Genomic DNA, 16,671 nt, shown 5'->3' on the forward strand with positions numbered 1-16,671 from the left:
GGGGGCATGAACATCATGCTCTTTCATTCGACCTATGGGCTCAGGCCCGCGGTGCGCGAGGCCGCGGACCGGCTGCGTGCCGCGGGGCACGAGGTGTGGACGCCGGACCTCTTCGAGGGGCGCACGTTCGACACGGTCGAGGAGGGCATGGAGTTCAACGAGTCGATCGGCAAGGACGAGCTGCTGAAGCGGGCCGTGCTGGCGGCGGCGCCGTACTCGGAGCGCGGGCTGGTGTACGCGGGGTTCTCGCTGGGCGCCTCGATCGCGCAGACGCTGGCGCTGGGCGACGAGCGGGCGCGGGGCCTGCTGCTTCTGCACGGCACGTCGGACATCGCGCCGAACGCCGCGGTGGACGACCTTCCGGTGCAGCTGCACGTGGCCGAGCCGGACGCCTTCGAGACGGACGACTGGCTGAGCGCCTGGTATCTGCAGATGGGCCGGGCCGGCGCCGAGGTGGAGATCTACCGGTACGCGGGTGCCGGGCATCTCTACACCGACCCCGGCCTGCCGGACTACGACGAGGAGGCCGCCGAGGCCACCTGGCGGGTGGCGCTCGGCTTCCTCGACTCGCTGTAGCCGGGGTGGACGGGGGTTACACCGGGTCGTAGGTGCGCTCGACCTTCTGGGTGCCGCTGCGGGTGCGGTACGACCGCTCCCAGGACGAGGTGGCGTCGGCCTTCGTCTTGTCGGAGAGGACGTAGTAGTCCATCTGTGCCCGCGCGGCGGTGATGTCCAGGATGCCGTAGCCGTGCCGGTCGGTGTCGACCCAGTGGACGTGCCGGTTGGCCAGCTGGATGATCGGCGCGGCGACGGTGGAGACGACGCCCGGGGAGACCTTGAGGATGTCGTCCAGGTTGTCGGAGGTCACCGAGGTGACCACGAACTCCGTGGCGGCCGAGGCGGAGAGCGGGTAGGTCCCGGCGTCGACCGGCACGTCGTTGGCCCAGGCCATGTGGATGTCGCCGGTCAGGAACACCGTGTTGCCGATCGCGTTGGAGCGCAGGTGGGCCAGCAGCTCGCGGCGGTCGTCGGTGTAGCCGTCCCACTGGTCGGTGTTGAGGGCGAGGCCGTCCTGGGGCAGGCCGAGCAGCTTGGCGAGCGGCTTGAGCAGGTCGGCGGAGAGCGAGCCGATGGCGAACGGCGAGATCATCACCGAGTTGCCGACCAGCCGCCAGGTGGTGTCGGAGGCCTTCAGCCCGGCCTTGAGCCAGTCGAGCTGGGCGCGGCCGGTGATGGTGCGGTCCGGGTCGTCGACCGAGCCGCTGCCGGTGGAGACCTGCTGCGAGCGGAAGGAGCGCAGGTCGAGCAGGGAGAGGTCGGCGAGCTTGCCGAAGCGCAGCCGGCGGTAGGTGGTGCCGGCGATGGCGGGGCGGACCGGCATCCACTCGAAGTAGGCCTGCTTGGCGGCGGCCTGACGGGCCGTCCAGGTGCCTTCGGCGCCCTCGGTGTGGTTCTCGGCGCCGCCGGACCAGGAGTCGTTGGCGAACTCGTGGTCGTCCCAGATCGCGACGACCGGGGCCTTGGCGTGCAGGGCCTGCAGGTCGGTGTCGGTCTTGTACTTGCCGTGCCGGGTGCGGTAGTCGGCGAGGGTGATGATCTCGTGGGTGGGCGCGTGCTGGCGGACGACGGTGTCGCGGGTGCCGTACTCGCCGGTGCTGTACTCGTAGATGTAGTCGCCGAGGTGCAGCCAGGCGTCCAGGTCGTTACGGGCGGCCAGGTGGCGGTAGGAGGCGAAGTAGCCGGCCTCCCAGTTGGCGCAGGAGACCACGCCGAAGCGCAGGCCGGAGACGGCGGCGTCGTTCGCCGGGGCGGTGCGGGTGCGGGCCACCGGGGAGTCCGTGCCGCCCGCCGAGAAGCGGAACCAGTAGTCGGTGGCCGGGGCCAGACCGCGGATGTCCGCCTTGACGGTGTGGTCGGAGTCGGCGGTCGCGGTGACGGAGCCCTGCGAGACGACGTTCGTCAGCGCCTTGTCGGTGGCGACCACCCAGCTGACCTGGGTGTCCGGGCCGAGACCGGAGCCGGGGACGGCGTCGGCGGTCGGCGTCACCCGGGTCCACAGCAGGATGCCGTCGGGCAGCGGGTCGCCGGAGGCGACGCCGTGCAGGAACGCGGGGGCGTCCGAGGCGGCCCGGGCCGGCAGCGCGGCGGCCAGCGGCGCGGCCAGGACAGCGGTCGCCGCCGCGGCCTTGACGACCGTACGGCGGCGGGGGGAGAGGGAGTTGGCACCCTCGGAAGACTGTGTTGATCTGTTTCGACTGGTCACGGGCGCTCAGGTTACTGACCGGTATGACCAAGAGCAGGCGAACCGGTGAAAGTTCGCCTGCTCTTCACCCGGAGCTGGGGATTCCGCTCCGCTCCTGGCCGGTCAGGCCTTGAGGGCCGCGTCCACCAGGGAGGTGAAGGACTCGACCGTCATCGGCGGGTTGCCGTTGGAGTCGGCCGTCAGCATCTTGCCGTTCATGACGAAGCTCGGGGTGCCCGTCACGCCGTCCTTGTTGGTGTCGAAGGTCTTCGACATGGCCAGCGCCCAGGCGTCGTACTTGCCGGACTTCACGTCGGCCTGGAAGGACTTGTTGTTCTTCAGCGCCGGGACGGTGTCGGCGACCTCGATGAGGTAGCTGTCGTTCTTGAACTTGTCGGTGGACTCGTCCGGGTGCCACTTCTTCGAGTACAGCGCGGTCTTGTACTCCAGGAAGGCCTCGTCGCTGACGTTCAGCGCGGCGCCCATGGCGGCCATGGCGCTCTTGGAGCCCTCGCCGCGCGAGCCGATCTGGCCCTTGCCGAGCGAGTCGCCGTCGAGGAAGGTGCCGCCGATGTACTGGATCTTGAACTTGCCGTCGTCGATGTCCTTCTTCACGGTCGTACCGACGGTCTGCTCGAACTGGGCGCAGATCGGGCAGCGCGGGTCCTCGTAGACCTTGAGGGTCTTCTTGGCGGTGGACTTGCCGATGACGACCGTGGTGCCGTTGGTGCCGGTGGTGTTGGCCGGGGCGACGACCTTCTCGTCCTTCACGGCCTCCCAGTGGCTGGGCTTGTTCGCCTGGACGACGGCGTAGCCTATGCCGCCCGCCGCGGCCAGCACGGCCACGACCGAGGCGGCCACGACGACCTGCCGCTTGACCTTGGCGCGCTTGGCCTGCTTCTCGCGCTCGACGCGCAGCCGCTCCCGGGCCGCGGTCTTGGCCGCCGCGCTGTTCCGCTTGCTCATGTTGGTGATCTCCATAGGGGACGCGCACATGTCGTACGCGGGATACGTGTGGGGGACTCGTCGTACTCGGGCGGGAGGGGCGCTCAGCCGTGGGCGAGCGCCGGGGAGCACGGCGGTCCACGCCGTCCCAGGGAGTGCACGAGGACCAGGTCGCGGGCGGCGGCCGCCCGCGGCGCCGGGCGGGGCAGCCGTCGTACCGGAACCGGCCGGACCGCGCCCGCGGCGACCGCGAGGAGCAGCGGGCGGAAGGTGGTGGCGGCGATCGCGCGCAGCAGCTGGGTCAGGGCGCGCTCGCCGCGGCGCAGCCAGGCGGCGGCGAGCAGGCCCACGCCGATGTGCGCGGCGAGCAGCAGCCAGGCGGCGCCCGGGTCGGCGTGCGCGAGGACCGCGGAGGCGCGGGAGCCGTCGGCCATCCGCGCCAGCGGGGTACCGACGGCGCCGCCGTGGCAGAGCACGTCGAAGCCGACCGCGCGCAACGGGCCCGCGATGGGGCCGCCCGCCCGGCCGTAGCAGGCGTGCTGGCCGGTGGTGAAGACCGTGTCGGCGGCCAGCTCCAGCGGGATCAGCAGGGCCGCGATCCGGCCGAAGCCGCGCTCGCGGCCCGCCAGCGCGTACGCCGTGGCGAACACGCCGGCGGCGACCGCGGCCACCGTGGTGAACGGCAGCGGGGCCCGGGACAGCAGCACGTGCGACGCGGTGCTGAGCGTCACGACGAAGGCCGTGAACAGCGCCGCGCGCACGGCTCTGAGCTGGGTCCCGGATATGTCCATAGCGGTGGAGAGTCTGTCACGTACCCATGTAGGAGACCCCTAAAAGGGCCCTGTGAATCCGCGAAGGTTACAGCCCTGGAATGCGGCCGTTGCGGAAGAGGTCCACGAAGATCTGGTGGTCGGCACGCGCGCGTGCGCCGTAGCTGTGCGCGAAGTCGGTCAGCAGCGGCGCGAAGCCGTCCTCGTCGGCGGCGATCGCCGCGTCGATGGCCCGCTCGGTGGAGAACGGCACCAGGGACTCGCCGGACTGGTCGTCGGCCGCCGAGTGCATGGACGCCGTGGCCCGGCCGAGGTCCGCGACGACCGCCGCGATCTCCTCCGGGTCGTCTATGTCGCCCCAGTCCAGGTCCACCGCGTACGGCGAGACCTCGGCGACCAGCTGCCCCGCGCCGTCCAGCTCGGTCCAGCCCAGCCACGGGTCGGCGTGGGCCTGCAGCGCGCGCTGCGAGATCACCGTGCGGTGGCCCTCGTGCTGGAAGTAGCCCCGGATCGCCGGATCCGTGATGTGCCGGGAGACCGCCGGGGTCTGGGCCTGCTTGATGTAGATCACGACGTCGTTCTCCAGGGCGTCCGTGGAGCCCTCCAGGAGAATGTTGTACGACGGCAGCCCGGCCGAGCCGATGCCGATGCCCCGGCGCCCGACGACGTCCTTCACGCGGTAGGAGTCCGGGCGGGAGAGGGACGACTCCGGGAGGGTCTCCAGGTAGCCGTCGAAGGCCGCCAGGACCTTGTAGCGGGTGGCGGCGTCCAGCTCGATGGAGCCGCCGCCGGAGGCGAAGCGGCGCTCGAAGTCGCGGATCTCCGTCATCGAGTCCAGCAGCTCGAAGCGGGTCAGCGAGCGGGCCGCGCGCAGCGCGCCGAGCAGCGGGCCCTCGGCGGTGTCCAGGGTGAACGGCGGCACCTCGTCGCTCTTGGCTCCGGTCGCCAGCGCGTGGATCCGCTCCCGGTAGGCGCCCGCGTACACCTCGACCAGCTCGGTGATCTGCTCGTCACTGAGCGCCTTCGCGTACCCGATCAGCGCGATGGAGGCGGCGAAGCGCTTCAGGTCCCAGGTGAAGGGGCCGACGTAGGCCTCGTCGAAGTCGTTGACGTTGAAGACCAGGCGGCCGTTGGAGTCCATGTACGTGCCGAAGTTCTCCGCGTGCAGATCGCCGTGGATCCACACGCGCGAGGTGCGCTCGTCAAGGAACGGCCCGCTGTTCGTCCTCCCTCCCGCCCGCCCGGCGTTCTCCGCGTCTATGTCATGGCAGAACAGCGCCGCCGTGCCCCGGTAGAAGGCGAAGGCCGAGGCCGCCATCTTCCGGAACTTCACGCGGAACGCGGCGGGGTCGGCGGCCAGCAGCTCGCCGAAGGCGGTGTCGAAGACGGCGAGGATCTCCTCGCCGCGCTGCTCGTCGTTGAGCCGGTGGACCGACATCGCTGGGTGCCTCCTGGTGCATGACGTGTACGACAGCGTTTCCGTCGTACTCAACGCACGAAGGTACGTGGGAGTGCCCGGACCGTGTCAGTCCCGGGGCATAGACTTCGGCGCTGTCCCCCCAGACTGTCCGCAGCCGGTCGGAAGATCGTCGACGCCTGTTTCCTTTGGAGGCCGAAACCGTGTCAAAGCCGCCCTTCACGCACCTGCACGTCCACACCCAGTACTCGCTGCTGGACGGTGCCGCGCGGCTCAAGGACATGTTCAACGCCTGCAACGAGATGGGCATGACACACATCGCCATGTCCGACCACGGCAACCTGCACGGGGCGTACGACTTCTTCCATACGGCGAAGAAGGCCGGGGTCACCCCGATCATCGGGATCGAGGCGTACGTCGCCCCCGAGTCCCGGCGCAACAAGCGCAAGATCCAGTGGGGCCAGCCGCACCAGAAGCGGGACGACGTCTCCGGTTCCGGCGGTTACACCCACAAGACGATGTGGGCCGTGAACAGCACCGGCCTGCACAACCTCTTCCGGCTCTCCTCGGACGCCTACGCCGAGGGCTGGCTGCAGAAGTGGCCCCGGATGGACAAGGAGACGATCTCCCAGTGGTCCGAGGGGATCGTGGCCTCCACCGGCTGCCCCTCCGGCGAGCTCCAGACCCGGCTGCGCCTCGGCCAGTACGACGAGGCCCTGAAGGCCGCCGCCGACTACCAGGACATCTTCGGCAAGGACCGCTACTTCCTGGAGCTGATGGACCACGGGATCGAGATCGAGCACCGGGTCCGCGACGGCCTCCTGGAGATCGGCAAGAAGCTCGGCATCCCGCCGCTGGTGACGAACGACTCGCACTACACGTACGCGCACGAGGCGACCGCCCACGACGCCCTGCTGTGCATCCAGACCGGCAAGAACCTCTCCGACCCGGACCGCTTCAAGTTCGACGGCACCGGCTACTACCTGAAGTCCACGGACGAGATGTACGCCGTCGACTCCTCGGACGCCTGGCAGGAGGGCTGCGCCAACACGCTCCTGGTCGCCGAGATGGTCGACACCACCGGCATGTTCGAGGCCAAGAACCTCATGCCGAAGTTCGACATCCCCGACGGCTTCACCGAGGTCACCTGGTTCAAGGAGGAGGTCCGCCGGGGCATGGAGCGCCGCTTCCCCGGCGGCATCCCGGACGACCGCCAGAAGCAGGTCGAGTACGAGCTGGACGTCATCATCCAGATGGGGTTCCCGGGCTACTTCCTCGTGGTCGCCGACTTCATCATGTGGGCCAAGAACAACGGCATCGCGGTCGGCCCCGGCCGAGGCTCCGCGGCCGGCTCGATCGTCGCCTACGCCATGGGCATCACCGACCTCGACCCGATCCCGCACGGCCTGATCTTCGAGCGGTTCCTCAACCCCGAGCGCGTCTCCATGCCCGATGTCGACATCGACTTCGACGAGCGTCGGCGCGTCGAGGTGATCAGGTACGTGACCGAGAAGTACGGCGCCGACAAGGTCGCCATGATCGGCACCTACGGCAAGATCAAGGCCAAGAACGCGATCAAGGACTCCGCGCGCGTGCTGGGCTACCCGTACGCGATGGGCGACCGCCTCACCAAGGCCATGCCCGCCGACGTCCTCGGCAAGGGCATCGACCTCGACGGCATCACCAACCCCTCGCACCCCCGGTACAACGAGGCCGGCGAGATCCGCGGGATGTACGAGAACGAGCCGGACGTCAAGAAGGTCATCGACACCGCGAAGGGCGTCGAGGGCCTGGTCCGGCAGATGGGTGTGCACGCGGCCGGCGTGATCATGTCCAGCGAGCCCATCGTCGACCACGCCCCGATCTGGGTGCGGCACACCGACGGCGTGACCATCACGCAGTGGGACTACCCGCAGTGCGAGTCGCTCGGCCTGCTGAAGATGGACTTCCTCGGCCTGCGCAACCTGACGATCATGGACGACGCCGTCAAGATGGTGAAGTCCAACAAGGGCATCGACCTCGACCTGCTGGCCCTGCCGCTCGACGACCCGAAGACCTTCGAACTCCTCCAGCGCGGCGACACCCTGGGCGTCTTCCAGTTCGACGGCGGACCCATGCGCTCCCTGCTGCGCCTGATGAAGCCCGACAACTTCGAAGACATCTCCGCCGTCTCCGCGCTCTACCGTCCCGGCCCGATGGGCATGGACTCGCACACCAACTACGCGCTGCGCAAGAACAAGCTCCAGGAGATCACCCCGATCCACAAGGAGCTGGAGGAGCCCCTGGAAGAGGTCCTGGCCGTCACCTACGGCCTGATCGTCTACCAGGAGCAGGTCCAGAAGGCCGCCCAGATCATCGCCGGGTACTCGCTCGGCGAGGCCGACATCCTGCGCCGCGTGATGGGCAAGAAGAAGCCCGACGAACTGGCCAAGAACTTCACCATCTTCCAGGCCGGCGCCCAGAAGAACGGCTACAGCGACGAGGCCATCCAGGCCCTGTGGGACGTGCTGGTCCCCTTCGCCGGCTACGCCTTCAACAAGGCGCACTCCGCCGCGTACGGCCTGGTCTCGTACTGGACCGCCTACCTGAAGGCGAACCACCCCGCCGAGTACATGGCCGGACTGCTCACCTCGGTCAAGGACGACAAGGACAAGTCGGCCGTCTACCTCAACGAGTGCCGCCGCATGGGCATCAAGGTGCTCCCGCCGAACGTCAACGAGTCGGTGCACAACTTCGCGGCCCAGGGCGACGACGTGATCCTGTTCGGCCTGGAGGCCGTCCGCAACGTCGGTACCAACGTGGTCGAGTCGATCATCAGGAGCCGCAAGGCCAAGGGCAAGTACGCGTCCTTCCCCGACTACCTCGACAAGGTCGAGGCGGTCGCCTGCAACAAGCGCACCACGGAATCGCTGATCAAGGCCGGCGCCTTCGACACCATGGGGCACACCCGCAAGGGCCTCACCGCGCAGTACGAACCGATGATCGACAACGTGGTCGCGGTCAAGCGCAAGGAGGCCGAGGGGCAGTTCGACCTCTTCGGCGGGATGGGCGAGGAGGACAACAGCGAGCCCGGCTTCGGACTGGACGTCGAGTTCACCACCGACGAGTGGGAGAAGACCTATCTGCTCGCCCAGGAGCGGGAGATGCTCGGTCTGTACGTCTCCGACCACCCGCTCTTCGGCCTGGAGCACGTGCTCTCCGACAAGGCCGACGCCGGCATCGCCCAGCTCACCGGCGGCGAGCACGCCGACGGCGCGGTGGTCACCATCGGCGGCATCATCTCCGGCCTTCAGCGCAAGATGACCAAGCAGGGCAACGCCTGGGCGATCGCCACCGTGGAGGACCTCGCGGGCTCCATCGAGTGCATGTTCTTCCCGGCGACCTACCAGCTGATCTCGACCCAACTCGTCGAGGACGCGGTGGTGTTCGTCAAGGGCCGCCTGGACAAGCGCGAGGATGTGCCCCGGCTGGTCGCCATGGAGCTGGCGATCCCGGACCTGTCCAACGCCGGGACCAACGCGCCCGTGATCCTCACCATCCCCGCCACCCGGGTCACCCCGCCGATGGTCAGCCGCCTCGGCGAGATCCTCAGCCACCACAAGGGCGACAGCGAGGTCCGGATCAAGCTCCAGGGGCCGACCAAGACGACCGTGCTGCGCCTGGACCGGCACCGGGTGAAGCCGGACCCGGCCCTGTTCGGCGACCTGAAGGTCCTGCTCGGCCCGTCCTGCCTGGCCGGATAGGGCCGGTGCCGGGGCCCGGCCGGCCCCTGAGCGCGCGGAAGGGGCGCACCCGCATCGGGTGCGCCCCTTCTGTGTGCCTGGGCTTCAACAGCCCTGTGGGACCCGGTGGTCCGCTCAGTTGTGGCCGAAGCTCTTCTGCTTCTTCCGCGCGACGTCCGCCGGGCTGCCCTGGATGTGCGACACCGGCGAGTCCTGGGACTCGCCCGACGTACGCTGCCCGTGCTCGTGGGTCTGCTCGGTCTGCTGCTGCGCGGTACGGCTCTGGGAGCCACCCTTGCGGTTCTTGTTCTTGGCCATGGTGATCTGCCTCCTGTGGGGGATCTAGGGGCCGAATTCAGACTCACATAGGCTGACAACAGACGCATTTCGGATAATTACCGTCTGTAACAGGGCTTGTCGGAGAGCAAGGTCCCGAAACGCCACGCCGAAGATCGAGTTCGGGCCGTTAACCCCCGTGTGGTCGGGCAGACTCGAAGGAAGCCCCGAAAGCAAACCTCCCGGAAAGAGGGTGAGTCGCGTGGACCGCTGCATCGTCCTGGTGGACGCCGGGTATCTGCTGGGTGCCGCCGCCAGTCTCCTCGCCGGTGAGCCCTCCCGATCCCGGATCACCGTCGATCACGCCGCACTGATCCAGGCGCTGCGCGACCGTGCGGAATCGGACACCGAGCGTCCACTGCTGCGCATCTACTGGTTCGACGGCGCCCCCGACCGCGTCCCCCAGCCGGAACACCGTCGCCTGCGTGTGATGCCCCGGGTGACCGTCCGGCTCGGCGCGCTGACCCGCAGCGACGGACGCTGGGCCCAGAAGGGCGTGGACGCGGCCATGCACGCCGAGCTGACCGAGCTGGCCCGCAACCGCGCCTGCTCCGACGTGGTGCTGGTGACCGGCGACGGGGATCTGCTGCCGGGCATGATGGCCGCGAAGGAGCACGGGGTCGCCGTACACCTGTGGGCCGTGCAGGCGGCCGACGGGGACTACAACCAGTCCGAGGACCTGGTCGCCGAGGCCGACGAGCGGAGGGTCCTGGACCGGGCGTGGATCACCCAGGCGGTACGGGCGAAGGAGCTGACGGCCGTGTGCGCGCCGCCGCCGGTGCCGCGGCCGGAGATCGCCGCGATCCTGTCGGCGCCGCTGCCCGAGTCCTCGCTGGCCCCCGCGGCAGGCCCGGGGGCCGAGGAGGTGGACCGGGCGCCGGTCGCCGCGGTGGAGAACGGGGCGGTGGAGCGGGTGCCGGCGCCGAAGGGGGTGCCGACGCCGAAGGACCTCGCCGCGCTGCGGGCGCCGGGCGCGCAGCCGGTCCAGCATCCGGCGACCACGGCCACCCTGCGGTGGTCCTCCGACAAGGGGTGGGTGGACCGGCCGGGGGCCGCCACGGAGTCGGCGGAGGCCGCCTCCATGCCGACGCTGGCGCAGCTGACCACGGCGGAGCAGCGGTGGGCCGACCGGGAGGAGGACATCACGACGGTCGGCGGGGATCCGTACGAGGTCGGGCAGGTGTTCGCGCGGCGGTGGATCTCGCGGCTCGGCGACCAGGGGCACCTGCAGCGGCTGTCCGGGATGTATCCGCGGATTCCGCACCGGATCGACGGGGAGCTGCTGCGGTACGCGGCCCGGTTCGGGTTGCTGGCGCACAAGGACGACCAGATCGACGAGCACGACCGGTACGCCATTCGGGCGGGGTTCTGGAGAGAGTTCGATGTGCCGGCGGGGGCCGGGGAGCATGCGTCGGCGGAGTGAGTGGCGGAAGGGGCGGGGTGGGGCGGTGCGTCGGCGGGTGCGGGTCGGTGAGGGCTGGTCGCGCCCACGCGGCGGAGCCGCATACTTGATGCAGCCCCGCGCCCCTATGGGGCGCTAACTGCCCCAACGGTGAGTAAACGGGGTCGACCCCGTAGTCTCGTCCCTTGTGAGTACGGGCGTGGGTCGGGCACTTCGGCGGCAGGGTGATGTCGTGTGTGCCGTGCGTGGGCTGACCAAGACCTACGCCGCGGTCAAGGGGCGGCGCGGGGCTCCCGGGGTGCCCGAGGTGCGGGCCACCGACGGGGTGGAGCTGGACGTCCGGCGGGGTGAGATCTTCGGGCTGCTGGGGCCGAACGGGGCCGGCAAGTCGACGCTGGTGCGGCAGCTCACGGGGCTGCTGCGGCCCGACGCCGGCAGTGTCGAGATCCTCGGGCACGACATCGTGCGGCACCCGGAGCGGGCCGCGCGGCTCCTCGCCTATCTCGGACAGGAGTCCACCGCCCTGGACGAGCTGACCGTGTCCCTCGCCGCCGAGACCACCGGGCGGCTGCGCGGACTGGACGTACGGCAGGCGCGGAGCGAGCGCGACGCCGTACTGGAGGAACTGGGCCTGACCCCGATCGCCGGGCGGGCGCTCAAGAAGCTCTCCGGGGGACAGCGGCGGCTGGCCTGCTTCGCCGCCGCGCTGGTCGGACGGCGGTCGCTGCTGGTGCTGGACGAACCGACGACCGGGATGGACCCCGTCGCCCGGCGGGCCGTGTGGGCCGCCGTCGACCGGCGGCGCGCCGAGCAGGAGGCGACCGTCGTCCTGGTCACCCACAACGTGATCGAGGCGGAGACCGTGCTGGACCGGGTCGCCGTGCTCGACCAGGGGCGGGTCATCGCCTGTGACACCCCGGCCGGGCTCAAGGAGCGCGTCGCCGGCGAGGTGCGGGTCGAGCTGGTGTGGCGGGAACGGGCCCCGCTGGAGGTGCCCGAGGTGGCCGTCCTGCGGGAGCGGGCCACCGAGTCCGGCCGGCGCTGGACGCTCAGGCTCGCGCCCGAGGAGGCGCGGGCCGTCGTCGCGACCGTGACCGGCGGGGCCGCCTTCGCCGCCCTCGACGACTTCACCCTCGCCACGCCCAGCCTGGAGGACGTCTATCTGGCGCTGGGCGGCGCCGCACGGCAGGGGCTGGTGAAGGCGTGAACGTGAGCGTGTACGTGAACGCCGGGGCGACCGGGCCCGTACGGGAAGGCGCGGCGGCCGTACGTGCCGTGGATGCCGCAGGGAAGAGGAGCAGCGCGACGTGAGTGTCGTACCCGCGGAGGTTCTGCCGGGCGGTGCCCTGGCCGTGGAGGAGACGGCGCCGGGCGCGGCGGCCGAGCTGGGTCCGCGCGCGCGGCTGTGGCCGTCGCTGGTGGCCGTCTACCGGGCGCAGCTGTCCCGGGCCCGGGTGGCACGGATCCCGCTGCTGTTCGTCGCGACCTTCCAGTCCGTCGGAATCATGATCATGATGCGTGGGGTGGTGGACTCGCGGGGCGAGGCGCAGTCCGTGGTGGCGGGCTCGTCGGTGGTCGTCGTCGCCTATGTGGCGCTGAACCTGCTGGCCCAGTACTTCGGGCAGCTGCGGGCGAGCGGCGGTCTCGACCACTACGCCACGCTGCCGGTGCCGCCGGCCTCGGTGGTGCTCGGGGCGGCCGCGGCGTACGCCTCCTTCACCGTGCCCGGGACGCTGGTCACGGCCGTCTTCGGGTGTGTGCTCTTCGGGCTGCCGCTGGGGAACCTGTGGATCCTCGTCGCCGTGATCCCGCTCGCCGGGGCCGCCCTGGCGGGGCTGGGCGCGGCCTGCGGGCTGCTCGCGCCGCGCCCCGAGCTCGCGACGCTGCTCGGGCAGCTGGGCATGTCCGCGGCCCTGCTGCTCGGTGTGCTGCCGCCGGACCGGATGCCGGGGATCATCCGGTTCGCCCGTGATCTGCTGCCGTCGACGTACGGTGTGGAGGCCTACGCACGGACCTTCGGGGCGGCGCCCGACTGGGCCGTCGTCCTCGCTGACCTGGGTGTGTGCGCGGGAGTGGGGGTCGTGTCGCTGGCCGTCGCCACGTGGGCGTACCGCAGGGCCGCCGTCCGGTGACGCACCCCACAGGCCGACCTGGCACGATGTCAGGGTGACCGCACCGTTGACGCCGCCTCCGCCGCCGCACGACCAGTCCTCGCACCAGGCCTGGCAGGCGCCGCCGCCTGTCGAGGCGGGGTTCGGAGCAGAGTACGGACAGGACGGTCCCGGGATGAAGACCGAGCTGCGGGAGGCCGCGGTGATCGTCCTCGTGGTGGCCGTGAGCGGGGCGCTGCTGGGGCTGCTGTGGCTGTGGCTGGCGCCGCATGTGCCGCTGGTGGCGGACCAGTCCGGGAAGAACTGGGCGGTGTACCTCAAGGACACCGAGGGTGAGCAGGCGGCGGGCGTGGACGGAACGTTCACGCTGCTGGCGCTGGCCTTCGGGGTGGTGAGCGCGGTCGTGGTGTTCCTGTGGCGGCGGCGTGGGGGTGTGCCGCTGGTGGTGGCGCTGGGGGTGGGCGGGCTGCTGGGGTCGCTGCTCGCGTGGCGGCTGGGGGTGTGGCTGGGGCCGGAGCAGGATGTGATCGCCCATGCCAAGGAGGTGGGGAAGGGGGTGACGTTCTCCGCGCCGTTGAAGCTCGGGGCGAGGGGGGCGTTGCTGGCGTGGTCGTTGTCGGCGTTGCTGGTGCACCTGGGGTTGATGGCGCTGTTCGGTCCCCGGGATCCCGAGCCGCCGTACGCGGACGGACCGTACGCCGCACCCCCGGCATAGTCTTCTCGCCCCCGCCGCCCCTACCCGTCCCATCCCCAGGGGGCCAAGCCCCCTTCGACCCCCGCCCCTGGGGGCTCCGCCCCCAGACCCCCCTCCGGCCCGAACGGCCTTGTCCTCAAACGCCGGACGGGCTGAAGACGTGGCCGGGTGGCCTGAAGATGCGGCTGCGCGGGCGTGGTTGTCGAGCGCCGGGCGAGCTTTTCGATGCCGGTGTCGGCAGAAGACTCAGGGGCGCGGGGAACTGCGCGATCAACCCGATGCGGCCCGCAGGCGGCAGGCGGCCGTACCCTCCACCCGCTATGCCGGACGGCGGCCGGAGTCGGGGGCGCGGGGAGCTGCGCCATCGGCCCGGTGCGGCCCTCAGGCGGCAGGTGGCCGCACCCCCGTCCTCCATCACCCTTTATGCCGGACGGCGGCCGTGGTTCGAGCGGCCCTTCTTCACGCGCCACTTTCTTTTCCGGGTCTTCTTCGACATGCCCTTTGTACTTAACCCAGGATGGGGGCTTCGTCGAGGGGTTACGCGCGTCCGATGGGGGCGAGGGTGGCTCGGGTGAGGTCGGCGAGGGCCGTGGGGGTCAGTTCGACCTCCAGGCCGCGGCGGCCGGCCGAGACGCAGATGGTGGGGTGGGCCGAGGCCGAGGCGTCCAGGACGGTGGGGAGTTTCTTGCGCTGGCCGAGCGGGGAGATGCCGCCGCGGACATAGCCGGTGGTGCGTTCGGCGAGGGCCGGGTCCGCCATCGCCGCGCGCTTGCCGCCCACCGCCGTGGCGAGGGCCTTGAGGTCCAGGCTGCCCGCCACGGGCACGACCGCGACCGTGAGCGCGCCGTCCACGTCCGCGACCAGGGTCTTGAAGACACGGTCCGGGGAGACCCCCATCGCCTCCGCCGCCTCCTCGCCGTAGGACGGGTGGGAGGGGTCGTGCTCGTAGGAGTGGACGGTGAAGTCCACCCCCGCCGCGGTCAGGGCCACCGTCGCCGGGGTGCCGCCCCCCGACTGCTGCTGTTTCTTCGGCTTCTTCGGCATGTCAGGAGACCCCGGCTCAGTTCAGGCTCGTCGGCGACCGCGTCAGCTCCGACGCGGGCAATGACGGCAGATTACGGATGATCGCCGTCTCGGAGCGAAGGAGTTTCAGCTCGTCGCGGAGGCGGGAGGCCGTGTCGGGGGCCTGTAGCAGGCGCTGCTTGGTGGGGGTGTCGTGCATCATCGCGGCGGCGACCAGGTAGGAGACGACGGAGGGCTCGTCGGGCAGGTCGACCCCGCTGGACAGCGACCGCTCCCGGGCTCCCGCCAGCCGCTTCTGGTACTGGCGGAAGGCCCGCAGCACCCCTTCGGCCAGCGCGCCCGCCTCGTCGCCGGGGTCCTCCTCCAGCTCCTCCAGCTCAGCGGTCAGGAACGGCCCCGACGCGTCGACGGAGAGCAGCCGGACCCGGCTCGTCCCCGTCGCCAGCACCTCGAACGTGCCGTTCGCCCGCTCCCGGATCGTCGCCGCGTCCGCCACACAGCCGACCCGGTGGAAGGACGCGAGGGGGTCGGGTCCGAAGCCGGCCGCCGGGCCCCGGTCCGGCTGGGCCGTCGGGTCCGGCATGCCCGGCGCGCTCGGTGCCACCTCGTGGCCGTCGCGGATCGCCACGACGGCGAACCGGCGCGGTTCTTCCTCGGGGGTCTTCAGCAGGTCGCGCATCATGGCGCGATAGCGCTCCTCGAAGACGTTCAACGGCAGCACGAGCCCCGGGAACAGCACCGAGTTCAGCGGAAAGAGGGGGAGACGGACGGTGGTCACGGCGCCACAGCCTAGTGGTCATCGGCGGGAACATGTCCGCCGTGCTCGGCCCGTGGGCGTCCCGCGGCCCTCGGCGAGGGGGTCGGGCCGGCCTCGGGAAGGGGCTCGGTACCGGCCAGCAGCGGGGTCCGCAGCCGTACGAAATGGCCCAGCGGGTCGTCGGACAGCCGGGCCCAGGGGAACGACGTGACGTACGGGCCGATCAGGCGCAGCTGGGCGCGGGCGTCCTCCCGGCGTTCCAGCCGGACCAGGAGGTACATCAGGTTGTTGCGGACCTCGGCCGGCCAGAGGTCGGCCGCCGGGAACCGCGCGGAGAGCGTGATCGCGCGGTCGGCCGCCGCGTCCAGGCGGGCGCGCGGCACCTCGGGGCCGCAGCCGTCGGTGAGATAGGCGAAGGCCGCGCGGGCCGGCAGCGCCTGGACGAGCGAGTCCGGCGGGGCGTCCTGCGCGGCCGTGTCGGCGAAGTCGAAGCACTCGCCGTGCGAGCCGTGCCAGTACGTGCCCAGGTAGCGCAGGGCGGCCACATGGCAGCCGTAGTGGTGCGGGGCGCGGCGGACCGCGGCCTCCCAGAGTTCCTCGAAGTACTTGTGGCCGGCGTTCGAGCCGCGGGCGTGGTCCAGGGCGATCCGCCACGGCACCGGGTCGCGGTCGTCGCCCCGGGCGGCGGCCGTGATCACGGGACTCACCGCGCGTAGCAACTCGGTCCGGGCGGGGGAGTCCCAGGCGTGGTCCACCGCCAGCTGGGCGCGGAGCAGCAGCAGGTCGGGGTCGTGCGGGGCGGCCCGGTACCAGTCGTCGAGCCACTCGGCGCGGGAGCGGGCGAAGAGGGCCAGCCGGTGTACGTACCGGTCCCGTGCCTCCCACTCGGCCGCGGCCCGGGTGCCGGCCAGCAGGGCCGCGGCGGGTTCGTACGCGCCCTGGCCGGCCGCGACCAGCACCGGGGCGAGCTGCTCGTCGGGCGCGTCGAGGAGTACCTCGTCGTCGGCCGGCAGCGGGCCGAGGGCGGGGCGCGAGGTGGTTCTTGCCGTCCGTGCGGAACGGAACAGCGCGCGCAGCGAAGCCATGGTTCCGCCATTGAAAGTCCGCTGGTCGGGCCTGCGCCAGACCGCCCGGCCATCTCCACGAAAGTTGTACGATCGCAGGTCAAGGACAGGTAAAAGGTGACTGTTGCTCACCTGTTGGGCACCTGTCAGAAAAGGCACACTCCCGGGCTCGGAAAGGCGCTGTCCCC

General features: G+C 71.0%; 14 protein-coding genes. 6 read left to right on the forward strand and 8 right to left on the reverse strand.

Annotated elements, in window-relative coordinates:
* The first annotated feature begins 6 nt into the window (after positions 1–6).
* On the forward strand, positions 7–576 hold the full coding sequence (locus tag ACIPSJ_RS06785) for a dienelactone hydrolase family protein (protein WP_401344106.1): 570 nt from the start codon (positions 7–9) through the stop codon (positions 574–576).
* Between the two features lie 16 nt (positions 577–592).
* On the opposite strand, the gene ACIPSJ_RS06790 is transcribed toward ACIPSJ_RS06785, so the two are convergent.
* The 4 genes from ACIPSJ_RS06790 to ACIPSJ_RS06805 form a co-directional block, all read right to left on the reverse strand.
* Positions 593–2,263: an alkaline phosphatase D family protein gene (locus ACIPSJ_RS06790; RefSeq protein ID WP_401344107.1), complete on the reverse strand. Its 1,671-nt coding sequence runs from the start codon at positions 2,261–2,263 to the stop codon at positions 593–595.
* A 102-nt stretch (positions 2,264–2,365) separates the two neighbouring features.
* Positions 2,366–3,208 carry a thioredoxin domain-containing protein gene (locus ACIPSJ_RS06795; protein WP_359209669.1) on the reverse strand — a complete coding sequence of 281 codons (843 nt, stop codon included), beginning with the start codon at positions 3,206–3,208 and terminating at the stop codon, positions 2,366–2,368.
* Between the two features lie 83 nt (positions 3,209–3,291).
* Positions 3,292–3,978 (reverse strand): hypothetical protein, encoded by a 687-nt coding sequence (locus ACIPSJ_RS06800; protein WP_359209672.1) that lies wholly within the window; start codon positions 3,976–3,978, stop codon positions 3,292–3,294.
* 67 nt (positions 3,979–4,045) lie between these two features.
* On the reverse strand, positions 4,046–5,395 hold the full coding sequence (locus ACIPSJ_RS06805; protein WP_401344110.1) for a DUF2252 domain-containing protein: 1,350 nt from the start codon (positions 5,393–5,395) through the stop codon (positions 4,046–4,048).
* Between the two features lie 182 nt (positions 5,396–5,577).
* Here ACIPSJ_RS06805 and dnaE point away from each other — a divergent pair, with 182 nt between their 5' ends.
* Positions 5,578–9,117 (forward strand): DNA polymerase III subunit alpha, encoded by a 3,540-nt coding sequence (gene dnaE, locus ACIPSJ_RS06810; protein WP_359209677.1) that lies wholly within the window; start codon positions 5,578–5,580, stop codon positions 9,115–9,117.
* 114 nt (positions 9,118–9,231) lie between these two features.
* Here the strand turns inward: dnaE and ACIPSJ_RS06815 are convergent, their stop codons facing one another.
* Complete coding sequence (locus ACIPSJ_RS06815; protein ID WP_359209680.1) at positions 9,232–9,414, reverse strand: hypothetical protein; 183 nt, start codon at positions 9,412–9,414, stop codon at positions 9,232–9,234.
* A 220-nt stretch (positions 9,415–9,634) separates the two neighbouring features.
* Here ACIPSJ_RS06815 and ACIPSJ_RS06820 point away from each other — a divergent pair, with 220 nt between their 5' ends.
* The 4 genes from ACIPSJ_RS06820 (at position 9,635) to ACIPSJ_RS06835 (ending at position 13,660) form a co-directional block, all read left to right on the forward strand.
* A complete protein-coding gene (locus tag ACIPSJ_RS06820) occupies positions 9,635–10,855 on the forward strand; it encodes an NYN domain-containing protein (RefSeq protein ID WP_359209683.1) in 1,221 nt (406 codons plus the stop codon).
* A gap of 211 nt (positions 10,856–11,066) precedes the next feature.
* Positions 11,067–12,041, forward strand: a complete 975-nt coding sequence (locus tag ACIPSJ_RS06825) for an ABC transporter ATP-binding protein (RefSeq protein ID WP_401344113.1) — start codon at positions 11,067–11,069, stop codon at positions 12,039–12,041.
* A gap of 100 nt (positions 12,042–12,141) precedes the next feature.
* Entirely contained in the window at positions 12,142–12,966 is an 825-nt protein-coding gene (locus ACIPSJ_RS06830) for an ABC transporter permease (RefSeq protein WP_393537330.1), read from the forward strand.
* 34 nt (positions 12,967–13,000) lie between these two features.
* Positions 13,001–13,660: an AAA family ATPase gene (locus ACIPSJ_RS06835; protein WP_359209690.1), complete on the forward strand. Its 660-nt coding sequence runs from the start codon at positions 13,001–13,003 to the stop codon at positions 13,658–13,660.
* Between the two features lie 516 nt (positions 13,661–14,176).
* On the opposite strand, the gene ybaK is transcribed toward ACIPSJ_RS06835, so the two are convergent.
* The 3 genes from ybaK to ACIPSJ_RS06850 are packed head-to-tail and all read right to left on the reverse strand — an operon-like array spanning position 14,177 to position 16,504.
* Positions 14,177–14,683, reverse strand: a complete 507-nt coding sequence (gene ybaK / locus ACIPSJ_RS06840) for a Cys-tRNA(Pro) deacylase (RefSeq protein ID WP_359209693.1) — start codon at positions 14,681–14,683, stop codon at positions 14,177–14,179.
* A gap of 16 nt (positions 14,684–14,699) precedes the next feature.
* On the reverse strand, positions 14,700–15,440 hold the full coding sequence (locus ACIPSJ_RS06845) for an LON peptidase substrate-binding domain-containing protein (RefSeq protein ID WP_359209696.1): 741 nt from the start codon (positions 15,438–15,440) through the stop codon (positions 14,700–14,702).
* 11 nt (positions 15,441–15,451) lie between these two features.
* Complete coding sequence (locus ACIPSJ_RS06850; RefSeq protein WP_393793840.1) at positions 15,452–16,504, reverse strand: hypothetical protein; 1,053 nt, start codon at positions 16,502–16,504, stop codon at positions 15,452–15,454.
* Between the last annotated feature and the right edge of the window lie 167 nt (positions 16,505–16,671).

The organism is Streptomyces sp. NPDC090088, from assembly GCF_044747345.1.
Taxonomy (GTDB): domain Bacteria; phylum Actinomycetota; class Actinomycetes; order Streptomycetales; family Streptomycetaceae; genus Streptomyces.

Excerpts from the sequence above, each read along its gene's own strand:
- ACIPSJ_RS06815 (WP_359209680.1), bottom strand. The coding sequence starts at position 9,414 with ATGGCCAAGAACAAGAACCGCAAGGGTGGCTCCCAGAGCCGTACCGCG.
- ACIPSJ_RS06785 (WP_401344106.1), top strand. The coding sequence starts at position 7 with ATGAACATCATGCTCTTTCATTCGACCTATGGGCTCAGGCCCGCGGTG.
- ACIPSJ_RS06850 (WP_393793840.1), bottom strand. The coding sequence starts at position 16,504 with ATGGCTTCGCTGCGCGCGCTGTTCCGTTCCGCACGGACGGCAAGAACC.
- ACIPSJ_RS06805 (WP_401344110.1), bottom strand. The coding sequence starts at position 5,395 with ATGTCGGTCCACCGGCTCAACGACGAGCAGCGCGGCGAGGAGATCCTC.
- ybaK (WP_359209693.1), bottom strand. The coding sequence starts at position 14,683 with ATGCCGAAGAAGCCGAAGAAACAGCAGCAGTCGGGGGGCGGCACCCCG.
- ACIPSJ_RS06795 (WP_359209669.1), bottom strand. The coding sequence starts at position 3,208 with ATGAGCAAGCGGAACAGCGCGGCGGCCAAGACCGCGGCCCGGGAGCGG.
- ACIPSJ_RS06800 (WP_359209672.1), bottom strand. The coding sequence starts at position 3,978 with ATGGACATATCCGGGACCCAGCTCAGAGCCGTGCGCGCGGCGCTGTTC.